The sequence below is a fragment of the Crossiella sp. CA198 genome, from assembly GCF_052078295.1.
In the GTDB taxonomy this organism is placed as follows: Bacteria; Actinomycetota; Actinomycetes; order Mycobacteriales; family Pseudonocardiaceae; genus Crossiella.
In genome coordinates, this window is record NZ_JBQJIM010000006.1 from 205,245 (window position 1) to 229,467 (window position 24,223).

The following is a 24,223-nucleotide window of genomic DNA, read 5'->3' on the forward strand; positions in this document are numbered from 1 at the left end:
AGGGAATGCGTTTGTCAGCAGGTGGACACGGCGCTCACGGCGCCAGGCGCTCTACCTGCCAGCCGTCCCGGCTGGCCCGGAAGCGCAGCCGGTCGTGCATCCGGTCCGGGCGGCCCTGCCAGAACTCGACCATCTCCGGCCGGATCCGCCAGCCACCCCAGTGCGGGGGCACCGGGATCCGCTCGGACTCGGCGAAGCGGCGCTTGGCCATGTTCAGCGCCGACTCCAGCACGTGCCGGTCGTTGACCACCCGCGACTGCGGGGAGGCCCACGCGCCGAGCTGGGAGCCGCGCGGCCGGGAGTTCCAGTACTCGGCGGTCTCCGCGGCGTTCACCTTCTCCACCGCACCCCGCACCGTGGCCTGCCGCTGCATGGCGAACCAGGGAAAAGTCGCGGAAGCGAACCGGGTGGCCAGCAGGTCGTGACTCTTCGTGGAGGTGTAGTTGGTGAAGAACACCAGACCGCGTGCATCAAGTCCCTTGGTCAACACGGTGCGTGAGGACGGTCGGCCCTCGGTGTCCGATGTCGCCAGGATCATCGCGTTCGGTTCGGGCAGTCCCGCGCCGATCGCGTCGTTCAGCCACAACTGGAGCTGCTCGTGCCAGGTACCGGCGAGCGAGGTCTCGTCCAAGGCTCCTGCCTCGTACGACACTCTCATCGCCGGGAGTGTGATGTTGGCGTCCGGCATGTCGAACTCCTCCCCGACGGGGCACCCCGCGTAGCACCGTGACAGCGGACCGTACGGCGAAATCCACAAATGCGAAACCGCCTGAGTGGTGATGGATGCCACCACAGGAGGTGATTGCCGACTCCGCGCGCACGCGGAAGGGTGGCGCCAACGCGCAGGGAGAGGGGCACACCGTGGTGCAGGACCTGGCAGCCGAGCAGACCTTCCGGCCCGGTCTGGAGGGCGTGATCGCCTTCCAGACCGAGATCGCCGAGCCCGACCGGGACGGCGGCGCGCTGCGCTACCGCGGGGTGGACATCGAGGACCTGGCCGGGTCGGTCACCTTCGGCAACGTGTGGGCGCTGCTGGTGGACGGACGCTTCGGCCGCGGCCTGCCGCCTGCCGAACCGTTCCCGATCCCGGTGCACACCGGCGACGTCCGGGTGGACGTGCAGGCCGCGCTGGCCATGCTGGCCCCGATCTGGGGCTACCAGCCACTGCTGGACATCACCGACGAGCAGGCGCGGGAGAACGCCGCGCGGGCCTCGGTGATGGCGCTGTCCTACGTGGCCCAGTCCGCCCGCGGCATTGGCGTGGCCGCGGTGCCGCAGTCCCGGATCGACGAGTGCTCCTCGGTCACCGAGCGGTTCATGACCCGCTGGCGCGGCGAGCCCGACCCCAAGCACGTGCGGGCGGTGGACGCCTACTGGGTCTCCGCGGCCGAGCACGGCCTCAACGCCTCCACTTTCACCGCCAGGGTGATCGCCTCCACCGGGGCGGACGTGGCGGCCTGCATGTCCGGCGCGATCGGCGCCATGTCCGGCCCGCTGCACGGCGGCGCGCCCGCCAGGGTGCTGCCGATGATCGAGGCGGTGGAGCGCACCGGCGACGCGCGCAAGTTCGTGGCCGGGATCCTGGACCGCAAGGAACGGCTGATGGGCTTCGGCCACCGGGTCTACCGGGCCGAGGACCCGCGCGCCAGGGTGCTCCGCCGGACCTGCCAGGAGCTGGGCGCGGAACGCTATGAGGTGGCCGCGGCGCTGGAGCAGGCCGCGCTGGCCGAACTGCGCGAGCGCCGCCCGGACCGGGCGATCGAGACCAACGTGGAGTTCTGGGCCGCGGTGATCCTGGACTTCGCCGGGGTGCCGCCGCACATGATGCCCGCGATGTTCACCTGCGCCAGGACCGCGGGCTGGTGCGCGCACATCCTGGAGCAGAAGCGCACCGGCAGGCTGGTCCGGCCCTCGGCCCAGTACCTCGGGCCGGGGCCGCGCACGCCTGCGGAGGTCGAGGGCTGGGAGACCATTCAGGGCGGGTGAGCTGGGGCACCCACTGGTAACCGGTAGGCCATCCGGCTGCAACACTGGGTGCCTCCGGCAACGGCGCCGGCGCTGTTGACAACCGCGAGTGAAAGGCGCCGTGATGACGCAGACGGCCGACCTGACCACCCTCCAGCTCCCGGCGGAGCTGCGCCCGAGTGACGGCCGTTTCGGCTGTGGGCCGTCCAAGATCCGCCCGGAGCAGCTCGCCCGGCTGGCCGCCGAGGGTGGCGCGCTGCTGGGCACCTCGCACCGGCAGAAGCCGGTCAAGCAGCTCGTCGGCCGGGTCCGCGGCGGTCTGTCCGAACTGTTCGCGCTGCCCGAGGGCTATGAGGTGGTGCTCGGCAACGGCGGCACCACCGCGTTCTGGGACGCGGCCACCTTCGGCCTGATCCGCGAGCGCTCGCTGCACCTGACCTACGGCGAGTTCTCCGCCAAGTTCGCCAAGGCGGCCAAGGCCGCGCCGTTCCTGGGCGACCCGATCGTGGTCAAGGCCGAGCCGGGCGACGCGCCCACGCCGGTGGGCTCGCCCGAGGCAGACCTGATCGGCTGGGCGCACAACGAGACCTCCACCGGCGTGATGGTGCCGGTGGCGCGGCCCGCCGACGCCGGGGACGCCCTGGTGGCCATCGACGCGACCTCGGGCGCCGGCGGCCTGCCGGTGCGCGCCGAGGAGTTCGACGTCTACTACTTCGCGCCGCAGAAGAGCTTCGCCTCCGACGGCGGCCTGTGGCTGGCGCTGCTGAGCCCGGCCGCGATCGCCCGCGTTGACGAGATCGGCGCGAGCGAGCGATGGGTGCCGGAGTTCCTGTCCCTGCCGACCGCGCTGGACAACTCGCGCAAGGACCAGACCTACAACACCCCCTCGGTGGCCACCCTGTTCCTGCTGGCCGACCAGATCGAGTGGATGCTCGGCAACGGCGGCCTGGACTGGGTCACCGCGCGCACCGCGGACTCCTCCTCGCGGCTCTACAACTGGGCCGAGCAGAGCGAGTACGCCACCCCGTTCGTCACCGATCCGGCCAAGCGTTCGCACGTGGTCGGCACCATCGACTTCGCCGATTCGGTGGACGCGGCGGCGGTGGCCAAGGTGCTCCGGGCCAACGGCGTGGTGGACGTGGAGCCCTACCGCAAGCTCGGCCGTAATCAACTCCGCGTAGCCATGTTCCCGGCCATCGACCCGGACGATGTGACGAAGCTCACACAGTCCGTGGACTGGGTGGTCGGACAGCTCGGCTGACCCCGCCACCTCCCGCGAAGTGACACCGTTGTGATTTGCGGGTGCGAGCCTGTGCCCCGATCAGGCAAGATCGGGTGCAGATAGTCGTGGTGTCGGCGCGCCTGCCCCGTCAAGCAGGCTCGCCGACATACCGTGTCCGCTAGCGAGGTGAAGTTTCCGGGAGGCCGTCATGCGAGCGCTGCGAGTAGTCGGGCTCGACGAGGACGCGCAGGTGCTTGTCCTCGAAGACGAGCGCGGCGAACGCTTCTCGCTCCCGGCTGACGAGCGGCTCAAGGCCGCCGCCCGAGGCGACATCACCCGGCTAGGCCAGGCGCAGATCGAGCTGGAAAGCCAGATGCGACCGCGCGAGATCCAGGCCCGCATCCGCGGTGGCGAGTCGGTGGAGCAGGTGGCCGCCGCCTCCGGACTGCCCACCCAGCGGGTGGAGCGCTACGCCTACCCGGTGCTGCTGGAGCGGTCCCGCACCGCGGATCTGGCCCAGCGCGCGCACCCGGTGCGTGAGGACGGCCCGGACGTCTCCACCCTCGGCGAGGTCGTGGCGCACGGTTTCGGCCTGCGCGGCCAGGACTACTCGGTGGGCAACTGGGACTCCTGGCGCGGCGAGGACGGCAAGTGGGTCATCCAGCTGCGCTGGCGGGCAGGCCGCTCGGACAACCGGGCGCACTGGATCTTCCACCCTGGCGCGCACGGCGGCACCATCACGCCGCTGGACGAGCACGCCGCCGACCTGATCGACCCGACCCCCGGCCGTCCGCTGCGGACCGTGCGCGCGATCACCCCGCTCGCGCAGCAGGCCCTGGAACTGGACGGCGACACCAAGATCCTGCCGGTGATCGACGAGTCCATGCCGCCGCCACCCCCCGTGGCGGAACCCCGGCAGGCCCCGGCGAGCAACGGTCAGCGTTACCAGCCCGAGCCGCTCCCGGAGGAGCTGGCCCAGCAGGCCGACGCGCCCCTGATCGAACCGACCGAGCCGGTGCAGGCGGAAGAGGTCGAGAAGACAGAGGCGGCGGAGGGCGATCTGGGCACGCACGCCCCGGCACGGCGGACCGAGCCCGCGGGCAAGCGCGGTCGGAAGAACCACCCGATCGTGCCGTCCTGGGAGGACGTCTTACTCGGCGTGCGTTCCCAGCGGGGTTAGAGGAGCGCACGTGGCGTTGACAGGGGAAGAGCGGCGACCGCGGACCACCTGCAGGGGTCCACTGCCTCGGTGACAGCGAGGAGCAGGTGCGCTCTTCCCTTTTGCCGGTCCAGGGGCCGTCACGGTCCCAGCAGACTCAGCAACAGGGCCAGCCACGCCACGCCGATCCCGGTGACCACGCCGTAGGACACCCAGCGCCACACCGGGGTGCGGCGCGCCAGCCAGACCGAGGGCGCCAGGCCACCCGCGATCACCACGTTCGCCCCGAGGGCGAGCAGCGGGCTGGCCTGGCTCAGCCCCTGGGACAGCGCGACGATCGAGACCACCACGATCGCGGCCACGAACACGCTCACGGTCAGCCCGGTCGCCCACGGGGTCGGTTCCACCGGCTCCGCCGGGCGCACCGGCACGGGTGGCGGCGGCAGGATCTCCTCGGTCTCCCCGGTCACCGGGTCCACGTAGCGCACCGGGGTGTCCAGGGCCACGGCCAGCCGCCAGGCCAGATGCCGTCCGCGCTGGTAGACCGCCTCACCGGCGCCCTCGGAGAGTTCCACCGCCCCGGCCACCTCGGCCCACTCGTGCAGTGCCTCGGCCAGGCCCGCCGGCAGCGTCAGCGTGCCGAGGTCGACCTCAAGCGGCTCCCCGTCCTGGCCGAGTGGGCGCAGGAGAACGGCGCGGGCTTCGCGAGCGTGCAGTTCCACGTCGCCGGAGCCTAGTGGCTGGCGTCAAGGGCTTGGGTGACCTCGTAGAAGGCCACGGCCGCGGCGGTGGCCACGTTGAGCGAGTCCACGCCCGGCGCCATCGGGATGCGCACCGGCAGGTCGGCGGCGGTGATGGCCTCCTCGGTCAGGCCTGGCCCCTCCGAACCGAGCAGCAACGCGACCTTCCCGACCCCGGCCACCGCGGTCCGCAGGGACTGGGAATCGGCCCTCGGGGTGAGGGCGGCGAGGCGGAAGCCGTTGTCGCGCAGGGTTTTCAGGCCCTCCGGCCAGGGTTCGACGGTACTGAAGGGGACCCGGAGCACGTGGCCCATGGAGACCCGGACGCTGCGCCGGTACAGCGGGTCGGCGCAGCCGGGCCCGAGCAGCACACCGTCCACGCCGAGCGCGGCGGCGTTGCGGAAGATCGAGCCCAGGTTCTCGTGGTCGCCGACGCCCTCCAGCACGGCCAGGCAGCGGGACCGGGCGGCCAGGTCCGGCAGCGCGGGCATGGGCGCGCGGTCCGCGCTGGCCAGCACACCGCGGTTGAGGTGGAAGCCGACCACCTCGGCCATGATCTCCGTGCTGGTCACATACGCCGGGACATCGACTGATTCCAGCTGGTCGGCCAGGGCCTCGATCCGCCGCTGGACGCCCAGCAGGGCACGCACCGGGTAGGGCGAGGCGAGCAGGCGTTCGACCACCACCACGCCCTCGGCCAGCACCAGGCCACGCCCGCCGGGACGGTCCGGCCGCCGGTCGGCGGTAGACAGGTCGCGGAAGTCGGCGAGACGCTCATCGGCCGGGTCGTCGATCTGGATCACCTGCACCACCCGATCAGTGTGCCATCCCACGATTCGAGAGAGACTGTCCAGTAACGTAGATCCGGAAACAACGCGCTGACCTGCGCATTGTTGCTGTTGGTTAAGACGATGTAACAGAGAGCACCGGTTTGGCGGCTGGCCAGTCCGGGAAACGCTGTGCCACGGTGGGCGTTCGCTACGCCGCTGGTGTGCCCGGCCAACCAGCCGACCGAGTGGGAGGCGGCATGGGAAGGGACGTGACCAACCGGACGTTCACCAGGGAGGATCGTCAGCGATACCGGGACAAGGTCCAGCGCTGCCTGGACGCACTCGCCCGGATGCTCGCCGAGAACCACTTCTCCTTTCCCCGGCAACAAATGGGGCTGGAGATCGAGTTGAATCTCGTCGACGAGACGCTGCGGCCTGCCATGGCGAACACGGTGGTCCTGGAGAAGATCTCCGACCCTGCTTTCCAGACCGAACTAGGCCAGTACAACATCGAGATCAACGTCGCGCCGCGGCCACTGGCCGGGGATGAGGCGCTTGAGCTTGAGGAGGAGCTACGCCAGCAGCTCGACGCCGCCGACGGCAAGGCGCATGACGCGGGCGCCGCGCTGGCCATGATCGGCATGCTGCCGACGTTGCGCCGGGAGCACTTCGACCCGAGGTGGCTCTCCACCAGTCCGCGCTACTCCCTGCTCAACGCGCAGATCTTCGGCGCGCGCGGCGAGGAGATGCTGCTGGACATGGAGGGCGCGCCGATGCCGGGCAAGGGGCCGGAGCGGTTGCGCAGCTACACCGACTCGATCCTGCCGGAGTCCTCCTGCACCTCGGTGCAGTTGCACCTGCAGGTGGAGCCGAACGATTTCGCCGCGCACTGGAACGCCGCGCAGACCCTGGCCGGGGTGCAGGTCGCACTGGCCGCGAACTCGCCGTTCCTGCTGGGCAAGGCGCTCTGGCACGAGACCCGGATCCCGATGTTCGAGCAGGCCACCGACACCAGGCCACAGGAGCTGAAGAACCAGGGCGTGCGGCCGAGGGTGTGGTTCGGCGAGCGGTGGATCACCTCGATCTTCGACCTGTTCGAGGAGAACGTCCGCTACTTCCCGGCGCTGCTGCCCGAAACCGAGCCGGAAGATCCGCTCGAAGCACTGGCGGCCGGGCGGGCGCCGAAGCTGTCGGAGTTGCGGCTGCACAACGGCACCATCTGGCGGTGGAACCGGCCGGTCTACGACATCGTGGACGGGGTGCCACACCTGCGGGTGGAGAACCGGGTGCTGCCCGCGGGCCCGACCGTGCTGGACGTGCTGGCCAACGCGGCCTTCTTCTACGGCGCGCAGCGGGCGCTGACCGAACAGGACCGCCCGGTGTGGACCCAGATGTCCTTCCAGGCGGCCGAGGAGAACCTCTACAGCGGCGCCCGGCACGGGATGAACGCGCAGCTGTACTGGCCGGGCATCGGCTGGATCCCGCCGGATGAACTGGTGCTGCGGCGGCTGCTGCCGATGGCACACGAGGGACTGCGGCTGTGCGGGGTCTCCGACGCGGCCCGCGAGCGCTACCTCGGGGTGATCGAGCAGCGGTGCGTGGCGCGGCGCACCGGGTCGACCTGGCAGCGCGAGACGGTGGCCCGGCTGGAGAGCCGGGGGCTGGACCGGGAGGCGGCGCTGACCGGGATGTTGCGGCGGTACCTGGAGTTGATGCACTCGGGCGAGCCGGTGCACACCTGGCCCGTCGGGGGCTGAGAGCCAATTAACGAGGTCGGGAGCGGGTGCCAGTCGGGGGTGCCCGCTCTCGGCCGCCAGCTCAGAGCGTGCTCACGTCCAGGGTGAAGCCGACCTTGACGGCCTTGGCCAGCCTGCGGTCGTGGGTGATCAGGATCAGCGTGCCGGGGTAGTCGGCCAGGGCCTGTTCGAGCTGTTCGATCGCGGGCAGGTCCAGGTGGTTGGTCGGCTCGTCCAGCACCAGGCAGGTGGTGCCTTTCGCTTGCAGCACAGCGAGTCCGGCCCGCGTGCGCTCACCGGGCGAGAGCGTGCGGGCCGGGCGCAGCACCACATCCGCGCCGACCCGGAACTTGGCCAGCAGGGTACGGGTCCGCTCGGCCTCGAAGCCGGTGGCGGCCATCACGACCTCCAGCGCGGTCTCCTCGGTGTCGAAGGTGTGCCGGAGCTGGTCCACCTCGCCGACCACCACGTTCGCGCCGGTCAGCACCTGCCCGGCGAGCAGCGGGATCCGGCCGAGCAGCGCGCCGACCAGGGTGGACTTGCCAGCGCCGTTGGGGCCGGTGATCCGCCAGCGTTCGCCGCCGCCGATGGTCAGGTCGACCGGGCCGAGCCGGACATCACCGCGTTCGACCACCGCACCGCGCAGGGCGAAGGCGATCTCGCTGCCGCGCCCGGCCGAGGGCAGGGTGAGGCGCAGCTCCCACGGTTCGCGCGGCTCCTCGACCTCCTCCATCCTGGCCAGTTCGCGTTGCGCCAGGGTGGCTCTGATCGCGGTGTTCTGCGCGCCCTGCCGTTTGGCGTTGCGGATCAGCGGGTCCGTTTCCAGCTTGGACCGGCGCACCCCGGCCCGGGACCACTCCTTGATCTGGCGGGAGCGCTGGGTGAGCGAGGCGCGTTTGTCGGTGTAGGCCGCGTACGCCTCGCGGGCGTGCCGGGCGATGGTCTCCTGCTCGTCCAGGTAGGCCTGCCAGCCGCCGCCGAAGACGCTGAGCTGGTGGCTGAACTCGTCGATGGTGGCCACCGAGGTGACCGTGCGGGCCAGGAACTCGCGGTCGTGGCTGACCAGCACGATGCCGGCCCGGCTGGAGCGAACCCGGTTCTCCAGCAGGTCCAGGCCCGCGGTGTCCAGGTCGTTGGTGGGCTCGTCGAGCAGCAGCACGTCCGCGCGCACCAGCAGCACCGAGGCCAGCCGCAACCGGGCCGCCTGGCCGCCGGAGAGTTCGCCCGCGCCGCGGTCGGTGAGCAGATCGGCTGGCAGGCCGAGCTGCTCGCACACCACGGCGGCGCGCTCGTCGAAGTCGGCCGCGCCCACCGCGGTCCAGTGGTCCAGGGCCGCGGCGTAGGCATCGCCCGCGTCCGGCTCGGTGGCCAGCGCCTGGGCGGTGCGGTCCAACCCGGCCTCGGCCTGGGCGACGCCGGTGCGCCGGGCCAGGTGCTCGCGCAGGGATTCGCCGGGCCGCAGGTCGGTTTCCTGGGTCAGATAGGCCAGCACCGCGCCCGCCCGCCGGGTGACCGCGCCCTCCTCGGGCGGCAGTTCACCGGCGAGCACCCGCAGCAGGGTGGACTTGCCCACCCCGTTGGGTGCGCTCAGGCCGATCCGGTCACCGGGTGAGACATCAAGATCGACCTCCGAGAGCACGGTCCGTGGACCAAACGACACTGTGACTTTCCGCGCTAGCAGAATGGACACGCCGTTGACGGTCGCAGCACCGTGCTCCCGGCCGCAACCGAATTAGTCAGTCCACAGTGGAGCGTCGACGCCCGGCGTAGAGCGCGAAGGCGCCCCCGGCGAGCAGGGCCAGGCCGCCGAGGGTGATCGGCAGGATCGGCCCGGCGCCGGTGTTGGCCAGCCCCCCGGACCGGCCACCTCCGCCACCACCGCCGGTGCCGCCCCCGCCCGTGCCCCCGCCGGGCTGTTCGCCGCCACCACCGCCGCCACCACCACCGGGCGGCGGCGTCGTGGTCGTCGTCGGGGCCGGATTTCCGTTGCCGCCGAAGGTGATCGGCAGGATCACGTCCTGGCTGCGGTCCGCGCCCAGGGTGTGGTCGGCGCGGCTGACGATCGCGCACTTGAGCACGGCGCAGTCGGTGTACTCGTCCTTGGCGGTCACGGTCAGCTCGACCGAGAAGCTGCCGCCTGGCCCGTAGGGCTTGGCCAGGTCCTTGCCGTAGGGCGGCGGGTTGCTGGAGATCCAGGCCGAGTTGCCGTTCTTGCCGGAGAGGTCCGCGCCGCCCAGACAGGGGGTCGGCACCTTGCCGGCGCCGTTGTCCACGCAGACCGCGACGTAGATGCCCTTGGCCTCGTTGTAGCCGGATCCGGTCACGGTGACCTTCTCCCCGGCGGCGTTGAGGCCCTGGGTCTTGGACGCGGACAGCTTCGGCGCCGCCGCGGCCTCGGCCCGCGGCGCGTCAATGCGCGGCGCGGCGGTCGGCGTACTGGTGGAGGTGCCGGGCGTTGAGGTGCCGGGCGTGCTGGTCACCGGGGGCGTGGTCGGGGTGCTGGTGGCTGGCGGGTTCCCGCCAAAGCGCAGCGGCAGCGGGGCCACGCCGGGCACGCTGACCCGCAGTTCGATCGGGCCGCCCGCAGGTGCGAAGGCCGGGCTGACCAGCAGTTCGGTGGCGAATCCGCCGTCGGCCGACGCGGTGATCGTGGCCGGACCGGCCGGATCCGCGGTGCTGCCGGACCAGGCGCCCAGGGCCAGCGTGGCGTTGGCGGTGAAGCCCGCGCCGCGCACCACGATCCGCTCCCCCGCCGGGTCCAGACCACTGGACCGATCGGCGGAGAGTTGCGGAACCTGTTGGGCCACAGCGGTTCCCGGCAGGGCGAAGATCAGCCCCAGCAGCACCGCCGCGGTCAGCCGGACCGTTCGCATCATCCGTTCACCCCATCAACAAAACGACCTACTTAGGTTAGGCTAACAATAGATAGGTAAGACTGACCTGGCTAGTGGGGGCGTAATGACCGAGCAGACCACGCCGCCGAGCGGCTACCTGCCGCCGTCGGCGGTGACCGTGAGCCGGGTGCCCGGCGCGGGAGCGGTCACCGAGAGCCCGGCTGGCACCACGGTCACCGGCGACTACGGGCAGCAGCTGACCGTGTCCAAGACCAAGGGCCTGGACGAGAGCGGCGCGAGCGTCACCGTCAGCGGCCAGGGCTACCGGGTGGACAAGGGCATCTACGTGGCCTTCTGCGTGGACAACGGGCCGGGCAAGCAGCCGGGGCCGTGCGGTGGCGGCGCGGACATGAGCGGGGCCAGCGGCGCGTCCCAGTGGATCTCGAACAACCCGCCTTCCTACGGCAAGGACCTGGCCAAGCCATTCGGCCCGGACGGCAGCTTCACCGCCCAGTTGAAGATCAGCCCGGTGCTCTCGACCGAGCCGAAGATCGACTGCCGGGACAGCGGGGTGAAGTGCGCGCTGGTTAGCCGGACTGACCACACCCGCACCGCCGACCGCACCCAGGACGTGGTGGTGCCGGTGAAGTTCGGCCCGGAACTCGCTCCCGTGGCCGAGACCGTCGTCACCCCGCAGAGCACCTCGACCATGCCGATCGTGCTGGTCGGCCTCGGCGCGGTGGTCGCGCTGGTCGCCGTGGTGCTGGTGATCCGGTTGCTGCGCAAGCGATCCGCCGCATGAACCGCCGCTTACTGGCCGGTGCGCTGCTGCTCGCGCTGGCCGGGTGCGCCGCGCCCGCACCGCAGGCCAGCACCCCGGCCAGTTCGGGCGCGACCGAGGTCAACGCGCAGCGGATCAAACCCCTGGCCACGCCCACCCCCGCACTGCCGGTGACGGTGGACTCGGCGGACGGGCGCAAGATCACCATCACCGATGTCTCCCGGATCATCCCCCTCGCAGGGTCGATCTCCGAGGTGGTGTTCACCCTCGGGCTCGGCGCCAACGTGGTCGGCCGGGACGTGGCCGCCACCTTCGAGCCCGCCAAGGCACTGCCCGTGGTGACCTCCGGGCACGACGTGTCCGCGGAGAGCACGTTGTCCTTGCGCCCCACCGTGATCCTCACCGAACCCGGCATCGGCCCGCCCGAGGCGATCAGCCAGCTGCGCGATTCCGGGGTGCCGGTGGTGGTGCTGCCCGAGGCCAAGCGGATGCCGGACACCTACACCCGGATCGAAGCCATCGCCGCCGCGCTCGGCGTGCCGGGCGCCGGCCGGGAACTGGCCGAACGGACCAAAGGCGAGATCGACGCCGCGCGGGCCACGGTGCCGAGGGGACAACGGAAACCGCGGGTGGCGTTCCTGTACCTGCGCGGGCAGGCCGCGGTCTACCTGTTGGGCGGCAAGGGATCCGGCGCGGACTCGATCATCGACGCGGCCGGCGCCAGTGACGTCGGGGTGGAACTGGGACTCGGACCGTTCACCCCACTGACCGCGGAAGCGCTGGTCAAGGCGCAACCGGACGCGATCCTGGTGATGAGCAAGGGACTGGACTCGGTGCAGGGCGTGGACGGGCTGCTCAAGCTGCCAGGGGTCGCGCAGACCCCGGCCGCGGCCGGGCGCCGGGTGGTGGCCATCGAGGACGGGGTGCTGCTCAACTTCGGGCCGCGCACCGCGCTGGTGGTCACCGCGCTGGCCGAGGGCCTGCGCTGATGCGGGCACGTCGCCTGGCGCTCGTGCTGGGACTGGCCAGCGCGCTGGTGCTGTTGTGCCTGCTGGGTGCGGGCATCGGCGCGTTCCCCAGTCCGGTGGCCGATGTGCTCGCCTCGGTCGCGCACCGGCTCGGGCTGGCCGAGGCGCCTGCCGGCGCGGGTTACCTGGACGCGGTGCTCTGGCAGATCCGCTTCCCCAGGGTGCTGCTCGGCGTGCTGGTCGGGGCCTCGCTGGCCTGCGCGGGCGCGGTGATGCAGGGCGTGTTCGGCAACCCGCTCGCCGAGCCCGCGGTGGTCGGTGTGTCCGGTGGCGCGGCCGTGGCGGCCAGCGCGGTGACCGTGCTCGGGGTGACCGCGCTCGGCTCCTGGACGCTGCCCGCGGCCGCCTTCGTCGGCGGCCTGGTCACGGTGGCGGTGGTGTACCTGGTCGCGCGCTCCGGCGGGCGCACCGAGGTGGTCACCCTGGTGCTGACCGGGATCGCGGTCAACGCGGCCACCGGTGCGGTGATCAACCTGCTGCTCACCTACTCCAACGACGCCCAGCTGCGCTCGGTGGTGTTCTGGATGATGGGCAGCCTGGCCTCGACCACCTGGCCCAAGGTGCTCGCGGTGCTGCCCTGCGCGATCATCGGACTGCTGCTCGCACCGCTGTTCGCCCGGCAGCTCGACCTGCTCGCGCTCGGCGAACGCCCGGCCCGGCACCTGGGCGTGCACATCGAACGGCTGCGCGGCACGCTGATGTTCGTGGTGGCCCTGCTGACCGCCGCCGCGGTGGCCGTGGCGGGCATGATCGGGTTCGTCGGACTCGTGGTGCCGCACGTGGTCCGCATGATCATCGGACCGGGGCACCGGTACCTGATCCCGGTCAGCGCGCTCGGCGGCGCGGTGGTCGTGGTGGCCGCGGACCTGGTGGCGCGCACCGTGATGGCGCCGGTGGAGCTGCCGATCGGAGCGCTGACCGCGCTGGTCGGCGGGCCGTTCTTCTTCTGGCTGCTGCGCCGCACCAGGGCCAGTCAGGGCGGGTGGGCATGAGACTCGAACTCCCCGCGCCCACGCCGCCGGGCACCGTGGTCGCCGAGGCGGCCGCCATCGACGTGCACCTTGGCGGACAACGGATCCTGCACCGGGTGGACCTGGCCGCGCGCACCGGCGAGGTGCTCGCGCTGCTGGGCCCCAACGGCGCGGGCAAGTCCACCCTGCTGGCCGCGCTCGCCGGGGACGTCACGCCGACCGCGGGGCAGGTGCTGGTGCACGGCAAACCCCTTGCCGGGTACCGGCCGCGGGAGCTGGCGGTGCGCCGGGCCGTGCTGCCGCAACAGGTGCTGCTGTCCTTCCCGTTCACCGTGGCCGAGGTGGTCGAGATGGGGCGCGCGCCCTGGGCGGGCACCCCGGCGGCCGAGCAGGACGAGCAGGCGATCGCGGAAGCCATGCGGGAGACCGAGGTCGCCGGGTTCGCGCACCGCCGTTTCCCCTCGCTCTCCGGCGGCGAACGGGCCAGGGTGGCGCTGGCCAGGGTGCTGGCCCAGCGGGCCGGACTGCTGTTGCTGGACGAACCGACCGCCGCACTCGACCTGCGGCACCAGGAAGCCGTGCTGCGCATCGCGAAACGCCGGGCCGAGGCCGGGGACGCGGTGGTCGTGGTGCTGCACGACCTCGGCCTGGCCGCGGCCTACGCGGACCGGGTCGCGTTGCTCTCCGGCGGCGAACTGGCCGCCGCGGGCGATCCGGCCGAGGTGCTCACCGGCGAGCTGCTGAGCCGGGTCTACCGGCACGAGGTCGAGGTGCTGGCCCATCCACGAACCGGGGCGCCGCTGGTGCTGCCCCGCCGCGACCCTGACTGAGCTGGGAGACCGCCATGTTCCACCGACTCCCCGCGGCACTGCTGGCCGCGGGCGCGATCCTGCTGGCCACCGCGCTACCCGCGCAGGCGGCCGACCCGGTGCGGCACGAGAAGGCCGCCACGGTGGCCGTGCCCGGGATCAATTCCTTCGCCGCGCTGGGCGGCGAGACCTGGTTCACCAGCACCCGCAACAGCACCGCGGGCGCACTCGGCGGCAACCACCAGATCCTCGGCACCACCCCGAAACTGGGCAACCTGACCGCGCAGCTCACCGCGAACACCAGGACCAGGACCGTGTTCGCGGTCAACCGCGGCGTGGTCGACAAGAAGCCCTCGGTCTCGGTGATCGACGCGGTCACCCGGCAGGTCACCGCGACCATCCCGGTCGGCGCGGGTCCCAACGGCGTCGGCGTGGACGAGGACAGCGGCCTGGTGTTCGTGGCCGAGGGCGGCGCGGCCGTGGTCTCGGTGCTCGATCCGGTGCAGCAGAAGGTGATCGCCTCGGTGCCGGTCGGCTCCGGACCGGACCAGGTGGTGGTGCACCAGGGCCGGGCCTACGTGGCCAACCTGGACGACAACACGGTGTCGGTGCTGGACACCAAGGCGCACAAGGTGATCGCCACCATCCCGGTCGGCGCGAACCCGCGCGGGCTGGCGCTGGACCCGGTGCTGCACCGGCTGTACGCGGTGAACCAGGCCAACGGCACGGTCACCACCATCGACACCCGCACCGCCCAGGTGCTCGGCGAGCCCTTCGCCGCAGGCGCGGGCGCGGGCCGGGCCGCGGTGGACCCGGCCACCGGATTCCTCTACACCTCCCAGGCCGAACTCGGTCAGGTCGCGGTGCTGGACCCGGTGCGACGCAAGGTGATCGGCACCCTGGAGGTGGCCGCACCCGGGTCCATCGGGGTCAACGCCGCCACTGGCGCGGTGTACGTGGCCGACGGGGCGAACATCCAGGTCTTCGCCCGCTTCGCCGCGCCGGTGCTGCTCACCGAACCCGCCAGTGTCGAGGTCGCCGCGGGCAGCCCCGCCCGGTTCAGCGCGAGCGCCAGGGGCGCGGTGAACACCCGCTGGCAGGAGAGCATCGACGGCGGCCGCAGCTGGACCGACCTGCGCGAGACCGGCGAGACGCTGACCGTGACCGCGGCGATCCGGTTGTCCGGCAGGCAGTTCCGGGCCGTGTTCACCAACCCCACCGGCAGCACAGCCACCGCAGCCGCCGTGCTCACCGTCCCCGGCGGCCAGCCCACAACCACCAGCACCCCGCCCACCGGCACCACCACGCCGGGCAGCACGACTCCGCCGCCGACGACCACCACCCCGGTCGTCGCACCGCCACCGGCGCCCATCCAGCCGCCCACCCCGCGACTGGCCAACACCGGCGCGGAACCGATCTTCCCGCTACTGACCGGGCTGGCCCTCCTGACGGCCGGCACCGCCCTGCTGCTGTTCCACCACCGAACCAAGAAGAGGGAAACAGCATGAACAACAAGGTGAAGGCCGCTCTCGTCTCCGTCGGCGCGATCGCCGGTGTGCTGGCCATGACCGGCCAGGCCCTCGCGGCCCCCGACTCGGCCAGCCGCAACGGCCGCACCATCACCGCCTCCGAGGCCACCGCGATCGCGGTCAACGGCCAGGAGATCACCGTGACCGGCACCGGCTACCACACCGACAAGGGCTACTACGTGGCGCTGTGCAAGGTCCCCGCGGACCTCAGCTACGGCGTCAAGCCCGGCCCCTGCCAGGGCGGCGACGGCCAGGGCGGCACCGGCGTCGGCCCGTCGGCCTGGGTGACCAACACCCCGCTCGGCGGCAACACCTACCCGATCGCGGCCAACGGCTCGTTCACGGCCAAGATCTACCTCAAGGAGAACACCGGCGGCCTGAACTGCGCCGTCGAGACCTGCGCGATCATCACCCGCCGCGACCACTGGCAGGCCAGTGACCGCAGCTTCGACGTCTTCATCCCGGTCACCTTCAGCTAAAACAGCCAACACCCCGTACAACAACGGCCAACACTCAAACCACACCGAGTGTTGGCCGTTGTCGTACACCACGTTGGCCGATGTTGTACGCCGTAGGCAGCTGCGACCGGGCGAAGCCCGAAAACCGGTGGCGGGGGTGGCTTTTCGAAAACCTTCCCCGAGCGGTTCCCCATCCCCGTCAGCCTGGAGAGGACACACCGCATCCCGGGCAGCGGCCCCGCAACACAATCCGCCGCCCGGCGAACCCAGCGCGACCGGGCCGCTGCCCGGGATGTGGTTTGGTATCGGAGGGCTGACGGGGATGGGGAACCGCACACGAGCACTGCTCTTCGCCTTTGATCTTCTCCCCCCATCCTTTGATTTCTGCCCGTCCGGCGAGGACGCACTTGATCTTCTCTCTTGACTGTCAACCCGAAGATCAAAAAGGGATGGCCTCGCCGGCCGGGCAGACCACCGGAGGGGTGGGGCAGATCAAGAGCCGGGATGAGCGGGTTGCGGGGCGGGGTTTGGCCTGCCGACTTAAGACCCAGCGTGGCTCCGAGGGCTCGCGTGTTCTCCGCACAGCCTTCCGCCAGCCAACCACACCCCGATGAGCGGCCCCCGTCACGTTGGGAGGCAAGGGTTACGCAGGTTGCAGGGGCCACTCCTCGGGGTGTGGTCTGCATGCTCCAGGCCGTACGGAGAACACGCGAGGGCCCTCGTCGTGGGGGTTTCACCCCTCCGCCCCGTCCCACAACGGCCAACGTGGCGTACGAGTTGGGCCAACTCGGCGTCCATAACGGCCAACTCGGCGTACGACAACGGCCAACACGCTGGGGAGGGGGTTAGGTGGTGAGGCGGTCTTCGTCGGTGCGGCGGGGGCAGCTGCGGCAGGCGTCTTCCTCCGGGGCGGTCCAGAACAGGCAGCAGTGGTTGCGCAGGAAGGTCAGGCCGTGGGTGCCGGGCAGTAGGCGGCCGGTTGGGCCGAGCCAGGGCAGGGCGGCGCATAACTGTTGGTGGGCAAGGGAAAGGTGGGCTGAGTCGGCGGCGCCGCGGGTTGCGCGGGCGAAGGCGGTGCCGATGCCGAAGCCGATCTGGCCGAGCATGGTCGGCCGCGCGCAGCCGCGTACCGCCGCCAGGTGTCCGGCCACCCGGAACAGGTGACCCTCGAAAATCCCGTCGATCAGCTCGGCCAGGGTGACCGGCTCCGGTGCGCCGGGCAGGTGCAGGGTGTGCCAGCCGTGGCCGCCGTCGCCGCCCAGCCGGACCCGGTCCGGGTGCCACCAGCCCAGGCCGAGCGCCCAGGGCAGCACCGTGGCCTGACCGATCTTGATCGCGTACACCGACAGGGCGGTGCGCGCGGCCGCCGCTTCCACCCGGTGCGCGGTCGCCGCCAGCTCCGCCGCCACCAGCCCCAATGCCACCTCCGGGTCACCGGCGACCTGGGCGCAGGACAGCGTGTCCGGCGGGGCCGGGTCGCAGTGGATCCGGATCTCCGGGCAGGCGGCGGCCATCACTCCTTCGTGGCCAGGCCCGGTGTGCGAGACTTCTGCACTGATATCAGCACCGTCATCTGGAGTTGCGTTAGTGCCCACCTCACCCACCGTCGCCAACTGGGAACTCGGCCTCCGGCTGCGCGAGCACCGGGAGCTGACCGGTCTCACCGCGGTCGCCGCGGCCAAGGCCGCCCGGCTCACCCAGCCCTACGTCTCCGGGGTCGAGGGCGGGAAGCTGAAGATCACCGACGTGCGGTTGAAGGCGCTGGCCAAGGCCTACCGGCTCAGCGAGGAGTCCTATGCCGGACTCATCGAACTGCGCTCGGCCGCCGAGCAGCGGTCCTGGTGGCAGGGCTACGGCGGGCTGTTCAACGACGACACGCTGCGCTTCTTCGGCTACGAGCACGGCGCGGCCGCGATCCGCTCCTACGACGGCGGGCTGATCCCGGCCCTGTTGCAGACCGAGGATTACGCCCGCGCGGTGATCCGCGGCGCCGGGCCGAATATCCGGATGGCCGACGTCGAGCGGGTCCTGGAGGCCCGGCTGATCCGCCAGCACCGGCTGGACGGCCCGGACCCGTTGCGGCTGACCGCGGTGGTCACCGAGGCCGTGCTGCACCAGCAGGTCGGCGGCCGCGCGGTGCTGGCCGCGCAACTGCGGCACCTGGTCGCGATGGTGGAGCAACGACCGTCCACTGTGGACATCCGGCTGGTGCCGTTCACCGCGGAGGCCTTCCACGCCCTCGGCGGCGGCGGGTTCCACCTGCTGGAGTTCCCCAGTCCGCAGCTGCCCACGCTGCTGTGGCAGGAGACGGTGACCGCGACCTCGCTGATCGACCACCCGGTGCGGTTGCGCGAGTTCGACTCCGCCTTCGACCAGGCCCTGGAACGCGCGTTGAGCACGGCGGACTCGCTGCGCCTGATCCGCCAGTTCGCCAAGGAACTTGCGTAGGCAGCTCATACCGTCCCCGCGATGTCCACTGTGGACCGTCCGTCGGCCAGTTCCCTGAGCTGACCGCGCACGCCGAAGACCCCGGCGAGCAGGTCAGCGGTGAGGACTTCGACCGGCGGCCCGGCGGTCACCACCTTGCCCTCGTCGAGCACCACCAAGCGGTCGCAGTGCTCCACCGCCAGCCGCAGGTCGTGCAGGGTGAGCAGCACGGACAGCCCCTCGGTAGCACGGGCCCGCAGCAGTTCCAGCACGGCGAGCTGATGCCGCAGGTCGAGGTGGTTGGTCGGCTCGTCCAGCACCAGGATCCGGGGCTGCTGGGCGAGCGCGCGAGCGATGGAGACCCGCTGCCGCTCGCCGCCGGAGAGAGTGCGGACATCCCGGTCCCGCAAGGCTTCCAGGTCGGCCAGGGTGATCGCCTCGCCGACCGCGGCGTGGTCCTCGGCACGCAGTGACTCCAGCCAGCCGCGGTGGCAGGTGCGGCCCTGGGTGATCACCTCGGACACGGTCAGCGCGGCCGCGTGCTCGGGTTCCTGGGTGGTCGCGGCCAGTGTCCTGGCCAGCTCCCGCCGCCCGAACCCGGTCACCGGCCGCTCGTCCACCAGCACCGCGCCATCGGCCGGGGCCAGTGCGCGGTACAGCGTGCGCAGCAGCGAGGTCTTGCCGGAACCGTTGGGCCCCACCAGCCCCAGCACCTCACCGGCGCGCAGTTCGAGATCGACGCCGTCCACCACGATCCGCCCGCCCAGGGCCACCCGCACGCCCTCGGTGCGCACGCTCATGCCGCCCTCCCCCGCCGCCGGTACAGCATCACCAGGAACACCAGCCCGCCCACCGAGGAGGTGACCGCGCCGACCGGGATCTCCAGCGGCGCGATCACCACCCTGGCCAGCAGGTCCGCCCCGACCAGGAACACCCCGCCGAGCAGCGCGGCCACCGGCAGCAGCCGCCGGGCGTCCGCGCCGACCAGGAACGCGGCCGCCTGCGGGATGATCAGACCGACGAAGGCGATGCCGCCAGCCACCGTGACCGAGGTCCCGGCCAGCAGCGCGACCGCGATCAGGGCCAGCAACCGCAGCTTCTTCGGATCCACGCCGAGCGCGGCGGCCCCGTCGTCACCCGCGGAGAGCAGGTTGAGCCAGCGCCCGACCGCCATGCCCGCGGCCAGCGCCAGCACAAGCACCACCCCTGGCACGACCATGCTCCCCCAGCGGGCATCGCCGAGTCCGCCGCTGAGCCAGAACAACACCTGCTTGGCCTGATCGCCCTTGGCCGCCAGGAAGATCACCATCAGGATGCCCGCGCCGAAGATCTGTGCCACGCCGAGTCCGCCGAGCACCAGCGCGGTCACCGAACCGAACCGCCCGGCCACCGTGAGCACCAGCAGCAACGCCACCAGCGCGCCCAGGAAGGCCGCGATCGGCACGGTGGCCGCGCCGAGCACCCCGGCGCCGATGCCCAGCACCATGACCACGGCCACGAAGAACCCGGCCCCGGAGTTGACGCCCAGCAGGTACGGATCGGCCAGTGGGTTGCGGGTGACCACCTGGGCCACCGCCCCGGCCAGCGCGAGCGCCGCGCCGACCAGCACCGCCAGCACCACCCTGGGCAGCCGGGACTCGCGGATGATCGAGGCCCGCACCGGGGTCCAGTCGGCCTCGACCAGCCCGGGTGCGGCCCAGTGCAGCAGGATCCGCCAGACCTGGCCGACCGGCACCGCCACCGACCCGAAGGACAGGGCCAGGCTGGCGGCGCCGAGCAGCGCCAGGAAACCGAGTAGCAGGGTCAGGCCGAGGGGAACCCTGGTCACTTGGCCAGGTCCGGGTGCAGCCCGGCGGTGAGCGTGCGCAGCGCCGCGGGCAGCCGGATGCCTTCGATCAGGTCGGGCAGGGTGAGCGTGACGAACCGCTTGTTCCGTACCGCCGGGGTGCCCTTGGCCAGCGGATGTCCTTCGAGGAAGCGGCGTTTGGCGTCCACGCCGCCGTTGTCGCCGAGGTAGTCCACCAGCACGATCACCTCGGGCGCGCGGTCGCCGACCTGTTCCCAGCTGGCGTCGCCGAAGACCTTGGGCACGTCGGCGAAGATGTTGCGGCCGCCTGCCCGCTTGACCAGGTCGTTGCCCAGCCCGCGCCCGCCGACGGTGAACGGGGCCTGCTCGCCGCTGTCGTAGAAGAACACCGGCACCGCGGGCTTGTTCGCGGCGGCGACCTTGGCGGTCACCTCGTCCACGGCCTTGCTGGTCTCCCCGATCAGCTTGGTGGCCTGCTCGGTCGCGCCGAGCAGCCGGCCGAGCACGCCCAGGTCATCGGTGTAGGTGCCGATGGCCGCGGTGGCGTCCGGGCAGTTCTCCGAGAGCAGGAAGGTGCGGATCCCCTTGGCTTCCAGAGCGTCCCGGCCGCGGCCGTCCTTCTCGGCGAAGGCGCTGGCGTAGCCGCCGACCACCAGGTCCGGCTCGGTGCCGAGCAGCTGCTCCAGGGTCGGGTACTTCTGCGAGATGGTCTTGACCTTGGCGTAGTCGGTGGCGATGGCCGCGGGCACGTCCGGGGTGTCCGGGTAGGCGGTGCCCACGATCCGGTCGGTCACTCCCAGCGCCACCAGCACCTCGGTGGCGTGCTGGTTCATGCTCAGGATCCGCTGGGGCCGGCCGTCGAACTTCTGCGTCCGGCCGCAGTTGACGATCTCCTGCGCGGCCCCGGCCGGGGTTTGCGGGGCGGCCGCCGGGCTCCCACAAGCCGAGAACGACAGCGTGAGCACGCACACAGCGGCAAGCAACGACTTCTTCATGGACACCTTCCGCGAGCCTCGACGGAGTTCGGTGATCGCACCCTCGGCAGGTACTCGGGCTCACCGCGTGAAGCGGCCCACCGTTGCGGGTCAGCGCCGGATTTCGACCGGCTTCCCCTGCTTGAAGGCGAACATTCGGACTTCTGCCGCTGATGCTCACCCGGCAGGACAAGCCAGGTCAAACTGCCGACCCCAACTCGTGACCATGGCTTGTTGCAAGTAACTTGTAGTTGCACAGCACTCTCATGAACTGACTGCCATTCACATGGGGAGGCTCTTGATGGGCGCCTACGTCCTGCCCGATCTGGACTACGACTACTCCGCGCTCGCGCCGGCGATCAGCGGCGAGATCAACGAGCTGCACCACAGCAAGCACCACGCGGCCTACGTCAAGGGCACCAACGACACCCTGGACAAGATCGCCGAGGCCCGGGACAAGGGCGACTTCGGCTCGATCGTCGGCCTGGAGCACACCCTGGCCTTCAACCTGGCCGGACACGCCATGCACGTGGTGTGGTGGAAGATCCTCTCGCCCAACGGCGGAGACAAGCCCACCGGCGAACTCGCCGCCGCGATCGACGAGGAGTTCGGCTCCTTCGACAAGCTGCGCGCCCAGCTCAACGCCGTCTCCACCACCATCCAGGGCTCCGGCTGGGGCGTGCTCGCCTGGGACCCGATCGGCCAGCGGCTGATCACCCAGCAGCTCAAGGACCACCACTCCAACCTCTCGATCGCCACCACCCCCCTAGTCGTCTTCGACGTGTGGGAGCACGCCTACTACCTGCAGTACCGCAACGTGAAGGCCGACTACATCAACGCCCTGTGGAACATCGTGAACTGGGCCGAGGTCGGCAAGCGCTTCGAGGACGCCCGCGCGGGCAAGAACGGTCTGCTGCTGCCCTGATCGTTGCCCCAGAACTTCGGCGGTGGATGCTCCGACAAGTTGACGTCGCCGAAAGAGTGAGGCCCCGGACTCCTTACGGAGCCGGGGCCTCACTCTGTTCCCGAACTGACTGCCGCTCCCACCACGAAGCGGACAAGACTTAGGTTAGGCTTACTTCACTCCGTCGTCAAGCCCCGGCGGCGCACCCGAAAGCGTGACCATCGGCCGACCGGCCAGCGCATGCCGCCGCGACCTGCGAGAACGGCTCCGCACACGATTGCGGCCAGCAGGGACACGATCCCGCCCACCAGCAGCGGCGCCTGGCCGCCGAACTCCTGCGCGACCCAGCCCATCACCGGGCTGCCCAACGGGGTCCCACCCAGGAAGACCAGCATGTACAGGCCCATCACCCGGCCGCGCATGTCCGGCCGGACGGCCAGCTGGACGGTCGAGTTGGCCGTGGTTGTGAAGGTCATCACGGCGATGCCGGTGGGGATCAGCATCAGTCCCAGCGCGGTGAAGGTGGGCATCAGCCCGACCACGATCTCCAGGATCCCGAACACGATCGCGCCGCCGATCATCACCCGCAGCCGCGGCTTGCCCTTGGTGCTGCGCCGGGCGGCCAGCAGCGCGCCCAGGAAGGTGCCTGCCGCCAGCAGGGTGGAGAGCAGGCCGTAGCCGTCGGCGTCGCGCTGGAAGACGTTGCGCGCCACCACGGCCAGGGTGGTGCTGAAGTTGAGGCCGAAGGTGCTGACGAAGAACACCAGCACCATCAGCACGACCAGGTCCTTGCGGCCACGCACGTAACGCAGGCCCTCGCGCAGCTGGCCCTTGGCCCTGGGCACCGGCGTGCCGCGGTGCAGCTGGGCCGGGTTCATCAGGAACAGGCCGAGGATCACCGCGACGAAGGTGGCCGCGTTGAGCAGGAACACCCAGCCGGTGCCGATCAGGGTGATCAGCACACCGGCGATGGCCGGGCCGGTGATCCGGGCCAGGTTGAAGTTCATCGAGTTCAGCGCGACCGCGTTGGTCACCTGGTCCTTGCCGACCATCTCCACCACGAAGGACTGCCGCACCGGCGTCTCCACCGCGGTGAAACAGCCCAGCGCCAGGCAGAGCGCGTAGACGTGCCAGAGCTGCGCGGCGCCGGTGACCACCAGCAGGCCCAGCGCCAGCGCGCACAGGCCCATCGCGGTCTGCAGGCCGATCAGCAGCTTGCGCTTGTCCATCCGGTCGGCCAGCACGCCCGCCCACAGCGAGAACACCAGGGTGGGCGCGAACTGCAGGGCGGCGGCGATGCCGAGGGCGACCGCGCTGCCGTGCGAGAGATCCAGGACCAGCCAGTCCTGGGCGACCCGCTGCATCCAGACGCCGATCAGCGAGATACTCGCGCCTGCGACGAAGTAGCGGTAGTTGCGGGTGCGCAGCGAGGCGAACATGCCCTTGCGCCGCACGGGAGATGGACTGCTACGCGGGGGTGGGGAGTCGTTGGGTGAACGGTCTAACTGTTCCGGCTCACGTTCCGCGTAGGTCGTCACTCGTTACTGCCCCGCCATCCTGTCTATGATCTCGGCCGCACGGGCCAGCACTTCCCGGTCCGAGTCGTCGAGTTCGGCCAACTGCTTGTCCAGCCAGCGTTCCCGCGCCTGCACATCGGCCCGGATGAACGCCCGCCCCTGATCGCTGATCTCCACGATCGCCTGCCTGCCGTCCGTGGGATGCGGGCGCCGGGTGGCGAAGCGGTGGTCCTCCAGCGCGGCGATGACCCTCGTCATCGAGGGCGGCTGCACGCCTTCCTTGGCCGCCAGCTCACCCGGGGTCAGCGGTCCGCACTTGAACAGGCAGGACAGCGCCGAGAGCTGGGTCAGCGTGACCGTGGAATCGGTGCGCTGGGCGCGGAGCCTGCGGTTGAGCCGCACGACGGACAGCCGCAACCGGCTGGCGAGAGTGGGCTCTGTCTCAAACTCCGACACATCCTTAGCATACCTCACGACTTTCGCCGGCGGCTGTGCTGTTTGACCTACGACACAAGACGGCTGGTTGCGGCCATTCGGCTCTACCCAGAACAGCAGTTGCACCGTCAACTGAGTGCAGGGCGGCAAGGCCTGT

At 71.2% G+C, this 24,223-nt stretch carries 23 protein-coding genes and 1 riboswitch; of the genes, 12 read left to right on the forward strand and 11 right to left on the reverse strand.

Annotated features, from left to right (window positions below):
* Window positions 1-34: 34 nt before the first annotated feature.
* The gene (gene pdxH, locus ACTOWY_RS12125; RefSeq protein WP_247761579.1) at window positions 35-688 is read right to left on the reverse strand and encodes a pyridoxamine 5'-phosphate oxidase; all 654 of its coding nucleotides are present in this window, start codon (window positions 686-688) and stop codon (window positions 35-37) included.
* Window positions 689-783: 95 nt separating this feature from the next.
* Between pdxH and ACTOWY_RS12130 the strand changes: the two genes are divergently transcribed.
* The 3 genes from ACTOWY_RS12130 to sepH all read left to right on the forward strand — a co-directional run bounded on the left by ACTOWY_RS12130 (window position 784) and on the right by sepH (window position 4,367).
* The gene (locus tag ACTOWY_RS12130) at window positions 784-1,986 is read left to right on the forward strand and encodes a citrate synthase 2 (RefSeq protein WP_441309696.1); all 1,203 of its coding nucleotides are present in this window, start codon (window positions 784-786) and stop codon (window positions 1,984-1,986) included.
* Window positions 1,987-2,089: 103 nt separating this feature from the next.
* Window positions 2,090-3,226, forward strand: coding sequence for a phosphoserine transaminase (gene serC, locus ACTOWY_RS12135; protein ID WP_441309697.1), 1,137 nt, complete (start codon window positions 2,090-2,092; stop codon window positions 3,224-3,226).
* A gap of 169 nt (window positions 3,227-3,395) precedes the next feature.
* Entirely contained in the window at window positions 3,396-4,367 is a 972-nt protein-coding gene (gene sepH, locus ACTOWY_RS12140; protein ID WP_247761576.1) for a septation protein SepH, read from the forward strand.
* 119 nt (window positions 4,368-4,486) lie between these two features.
* Here the strand turns inward: sepH and ACTOWY_RS12145 are convergent, their stop codons facing one another.
* Window positions 4,487-5,068 carry a DUF2537 domain-containing protein gene (locus ACTOWY_RS12145; protein WP_441309698.1) on the reverse strand — a complete coding sequence of 194 codons (582 nt, stop codon included), beginning with the start codon at window positions 5,066-5,068 and terminating at the stop codon, window positions 4,487-4,489.
* Between the two features lie 11 nt (window positions 5,069-5,079).
* Window positions 5,080-5,898 carry a TrmH family RNA methyltransferase gene (locus ACTOWY_RS12150; protein ID WP_441309699.1) on the reverse strand — a complete coding sequence of 273 codons (819 nt, stop codon included), beginning with the start codon at window positions 5,896-5,898 and terminating at the stop codon, window positions 5,080-5,082.
* Window positions 5,899-6,113: 215 nt separating this feature from the next.
* Between ACTOWY_RS12150 and ACTOWY_RS12155 the strand changes: the two genes are divergently transcribed.
* Window positions 6,114-7,613 carry a glutamate-cysteine ligase family protein gene (locus ACTOWY_RS12155; protein ID WP_441309700.1) on the forward strand — a complete coding sequence of 500 codons (1,500 nt, stop codon included), beginning with the start codon at window positions 6,114-6,116 and terminating at the stop codon, window positions 7,611-7,613.
* Between the two features lie 61 nt (window positions 7,614-7,674).
* Here the strand turns inward: ACTOWY_RS12155 and ACTOWY_RS12160 are convergent, their stop codons facing one another.
* Together ACTOWY_RS12160 and ACTOWY_RS12165 are read right to left on the reverse strand one after the other, a co-directional pair.
* Window positions 7,675-9,252, reverse strand: a complete 1,578-nt coding sequence (locus tag ACTOWY_RS12160) for an ABC-F family ATP-binding cassette domain-containing protein (protein WP_441309701.1) — start codon at window positions 9,250-9,252, stop codon at window positions 7,675-7,677.
* 76 nt (window positions 9,253-9,328) lie between these two features.
* The gene (locus ACTOWY_RS12165; protein WP_441309702.1) at window positions 9,329-10,468 is read right to left on the reverse strand and encodes a hypothetical protein; all 1,140 of its coding nucleotides are present in this window, start codon (window positions 10,466-10,468) and stop codon (window positions 9,329-9,331) included.
* Window positions 10,469-10,550: 82 nt separating this feature from the next.
* On the opposite strand from ACTOWY_RS12165, the gene ACTOWY_RS12170 reads away from it, so the two are divergent.
* The 6 genes from ACTOWY_RS12170 to ACTOWY_RS12195 are packed head-to-tail and all read left to right on the forward strand — an operon-like array spanning window position 10,551 to window position 16,023.
* Window positions 10,551-11,228 (forward strand): hypothetical protein, encoded by a 678-nt coding sequence (locus tag ACTOWY_RS12170; RefSeq protein ID WP_441309703.1) that lies wholly within the window; start codon window positions 10,551-10,553, stop codon window positions 11,226-11,228.
* Entirely contained in the window at window positions 11,225-12,196 is a 972-nt protein-coding gene (locus tag ACTOWY_RS12175) for a heme/hemin ABC transporter substrate-binding protein (protein WP_441309704.1), read from the forward strand. The genes ACTOWY_RS12170 and ACTOWY_RS12175 overlap by 4 nt, the downstream gene beginning before the upstream one ends.
* Complete coding sequence (locus ACTOWY_RS12180) at window positions 12,196-13,227, forward strand: FecCD family ABC transporter permease (RefSeq protein WP_441309705.1); 1,032 nt, start codon at window positions 12,196-12,198, stop codon at window positions 13,225-13,227. The genes ACTOWY_RS12175 and ACTOWY_RS12180 overlap by 1 nt, the downstream gene beginning before the upstream one ends.
* A complete protein-coding gene (locus ACTOWY_RS12185) occupies window positions 13,224-14,036 on the forward strand; it encodes a heme ABC transporter ATP-binding protein (RefSeq protein WP_441309706.1) in 813 nt (270 codons plus the stop codon). Before ACTOWY_RS12180 ends, ACTOWY_RS12185 begins: the two co-directional genes overlap by 4 nt.
* Before the next feature lie 14 nt (window positions 14,037-14,050).
* A complete protein-coding gene (locus ACTOWY_RS12190; protein WP_441309707.1) occupies window positions 14,051-15,523 on the forward strand; it encodes a hypothetical protein in 1,473 nt (490 codons plus the stop codon).
* Complete coding sequence (locus ACTOWY_RS12195) at window positions 15,520-16,023, forward strand: hypothetical protein (protein WP_441309708.1); 504 nt, start codon at window positions 15,520-15,522, stop codon at window positions 16,021-16,023. Before ACTOWY_RS12190 ends, ACTOWY_RS12195 begins: the two co-directional genes overlap by 4 nt.
* 824 nt (window positions 16,024-16,847) lie before the next feature.
* Here the strand turns inward: ACTOWY_RS12195 and ACTOWY_RS12200 are convergent.
* Window positions 16,848-17,516: a hypothetical protein gene (locus ACTOWY_RS12200; protein WP_441309709.1), complete on the reverse strand. Its 669-nt coding sequence runs from the start codon at window positions 17,514-17,516 to the stop codon at window positions 16,848-16,850.
* A 73-nt stretch (window positions 17,517-17,589) separates the two neighbouring features.
* Between ACTOWY_RS12200 and ACTOWY_RS12205 the strand changes: the two genes are divergently transcribed.
* On the forward strand, window positions 17,590-18,450 hold the full coding sequence (locus ACTOWY_RS12205) for a Scr1 family TA system antitoxin-like transcriptional regulator (protein WP_441309710.1): 861 nt from the start codon (window positions 17,590-17,592) through the stop codon (window positions 18,448-18,450).
* A 5-nt stretch (window positions 18,451-18,455) separates the two neighbouring features.
* Here ACTOWY_RS12205 and ACTOWY_RS12210 read toward each other — a convergent pair whose 3' ends face one another.
* The 3 genes from ACTOWY_RS12210 to ACTOWY_RS12220 are packed head-to-tail and all read right to left on the reverse strand — an operon-like array spanning window position 18,456 to window position 21,231.
* Window positions 18,456-19,229, reverse strand: coding sequence for an ABC transporter ATP-binding protein (locus ACTOWY_RS12210; protein WP_441309711.1), 774 nt, complete (start codon window positions 19,227-19,229; stop codon window positions 18,456-18,458).
* On the reverse strand, window positions 19,226-20,257 hold the full coding sequence (locus tag ACTOWY_RS12215) for a FecCD family ABC transporter permease (protein ID WP_441309712.1): 1,032 nt from the start codon (window positions 20,255-20,257) through the stop codon (window positions 19,226-19,228). The genes ACTOWY_RS12210 and ACTOWY_RS12215 overlap by 4 nt, the downstream gene beginning before the upstream one ends.
* Window positions 20,254-21,231: an ABC transporter substrate-binding protein gene (locus ACTOWY_RS12220; RefSeq protein WP_441309713.1), complete on the reverse strand. Its 978-nt coding sequence runs from the start codon at window positions 21,229-21,231 to the stop codon at window positions 20,254-20,256. The genes ACTOWY_RS12215 and ACTOWY_RS12220 overlap by 4 nt, the downstream gene beginning before the upstream one ends.
* Window positions 21,232-21,259: 28 nt before the next feature.
* Window positions 21,260-21,397, reverse strand: a riboswitch (cobalamin riboswitch).
* A gap of 114 nt (window positions 21,398-21,511) precedes the next feature.
* Here ACTOWY_RS12220 and ACTOWY_RS12225 point away from each other — a divergent pair.
* The gene (locus ACTOWY_RS12225) at window positions 21,512-22,135 is read left to right on the forward strand and encodes a superoxide dismutase (protein ID WP_441309714.1); all 624 of its coding nucleotides are present in this window, start codon (window positions 21,512-21,514) and stop codon (window positions 22,133-22,135) included.
* Between the two features lie 155 nt (window positions 22,136-22,290).
* Here ACTOWY_RS12225 and ACTOWY_RS12230 read toward each other — a convergent pair whose 3' ends face one another.
* Both ACTOWY_RS12230 and ACTOWY_RS12235 read right to left on the reverse strand, forming a co-directional pair.
* Window positions 22,291-23,553, reverse strand: a complete 1,263-nt coding sequence (locus ACTOWY_RS12230) for an MFS transporter (RefSeq protein ID WP_441309860.1) — start codon at window positions 23,551-23,553, stop codon at window positions 22,291-22,293.
* A 102-nt stretch (window positions 23,554-23,655) separates the two neighbouring features.
* Window positions 23,656-24,087 (reverse strand): MarR family winged helix-turn-helix transcriptional regulator, encoded by a 432-nt coding sequence (locus tag ACTOWY_RS12235; RefSeq protein WP_312986759.1) that lies wholly within the window; start codon window positions 24,085-24,087, stop codon window positions 23,656-23,658.
* Window positions 24,088-24,223: the final 136 nt, after the last annotated feature.

What these genes read in the sequence shown, in the direction of transcription:
- pdxH (WP_247761579.1), bottom strand. Translation starts at nt 688, where the DNA reads ATGCCGGACGCCAACATCACACTCCCGGCGATGAGAGTGTCGTACGAG.
- ACTOWY_RS12130 (WP_441309696.1), top strand. Translation starts at nt 784, where the DNA reads ATGCCACCACAGGAGGTGATTGCCGACTCCGCGCGCACGCGGAAGGGT.
- serC (WP_441309697.1), top strand. Translation starts at nt 2,090, where the DNA reads ATGACGCAGACGGCCGACCTGACCACCCTCCAGCTCCCGGCGGAGCTG.
- sepH (WP_247761576.1), top strand. Translation starts at nt 3,396, where the DNA reads ATGCGAGCGCTGCGAGTAGTCGGGCTCGACGAGGACGCGCAGGTGCTT.
- ACTOWY_RS12155 (WP_441309700.1), top strand. Translation starts at nt 6,114, where the DNA reads ATGGGAAGGGACGTGACCAACCGGACGTTCACCAGGGAGGATCGTCAG.
- ACTOWY_RS12165 (WP_441309702.1), bottom strand. Translation starts at nt 10,468, where the DNA reads ATGATGCGAACGGTCCGGCTGACCGCGGCGGTGCTGCTGGGGCTGATC.
- ACTOWY_RS12170 (WP_441309703.1), top strand. Translation starts at nt 10,551, where the DNA reads ATGACCGAGCAGACCACGCCGCCGAGCGGCTACCTGCCGCCGTCGGCG.
- ACTOWY_RS12175 (WP_441309704.1), top strand. Translation starts at nt 11,225, where the DNA reads ATGAACCGCCGCTTACTGGCCGGTGCGCTGCTGCTCGCGCTGGCCGGG.
- ACTOWY_RS12180 (WP_441309705.1), top strand. Translation starts at nt 12,196, where the DNA reads ATGCGGGCACGTCGCCTGGCGCTCGTGCTGGGACTGGCCAGCGCGCTG.
- ACTOWY_RS12185 (WP_441309706.1), top strand. Translation starts at nt 13,224, where the DNA reads ATGAGACTCGAACTCCCCGCGCCCACGCCGCCGGGCACCGTGGTCGCC.
- ACTOWY_RS12190 (WP_441309707.1), top strand. Translation starts at nt 14,051, where the DNA reads ATGTTCCACCGACTCCCCGCGGCACTGCTGGCCGCGGGCGCGATCCTG.
- ACTOWY_RS12195 (WP_441309708.1), top strand. Translation starts at nt 15,520, where the DNA reads ATGAACAACAAGGTGAAGGCCGCTCTCGTCTCCGTCGGCGCGATCGCC.
- ACTOWY_RS12200 (WP_441309709.1), bottom strand. Translation starts at nt 17,516, where the DNA reads ATGGCCGCCGCCTGCCCGGAGATCCGGATCCACTGCGACCCGGCCCCG.
- ACTOWY_RS12210 (WP_441309711.1), bottom strand. Translation starts at nt 19,229, where the DNA reads ATGAGCGTGCGCACCGAGGGCGTGCGGGTGGCCCTGGGCGGGCGGATC.
- ACTOWY_RS12220 (WP_441309713.1), bottom strand. Translation starts at nt 21,231, where the DNA reads ATGAAGAAGTCGTTGCTTGCCGCTGTGTGCGTGCTCACGCTGTCGTTC.
- ACTOWY_RS12225 (WP_441309714.1), top strand. Translation starts at nt 21,512, where the DNA reads ATGGGCGCCTACGTCCTGCCCGATCTGGACTACGACTACTCCGCGCTC.
- ACTOWY_RS12230 (WP_441309860.1), bottom strand. Translation starts at nt 23,553, where the DNA reads ATGTTCGCCTCGCTGCGCACCCGCAACTACCGCTACTTCGTCGCAGGC.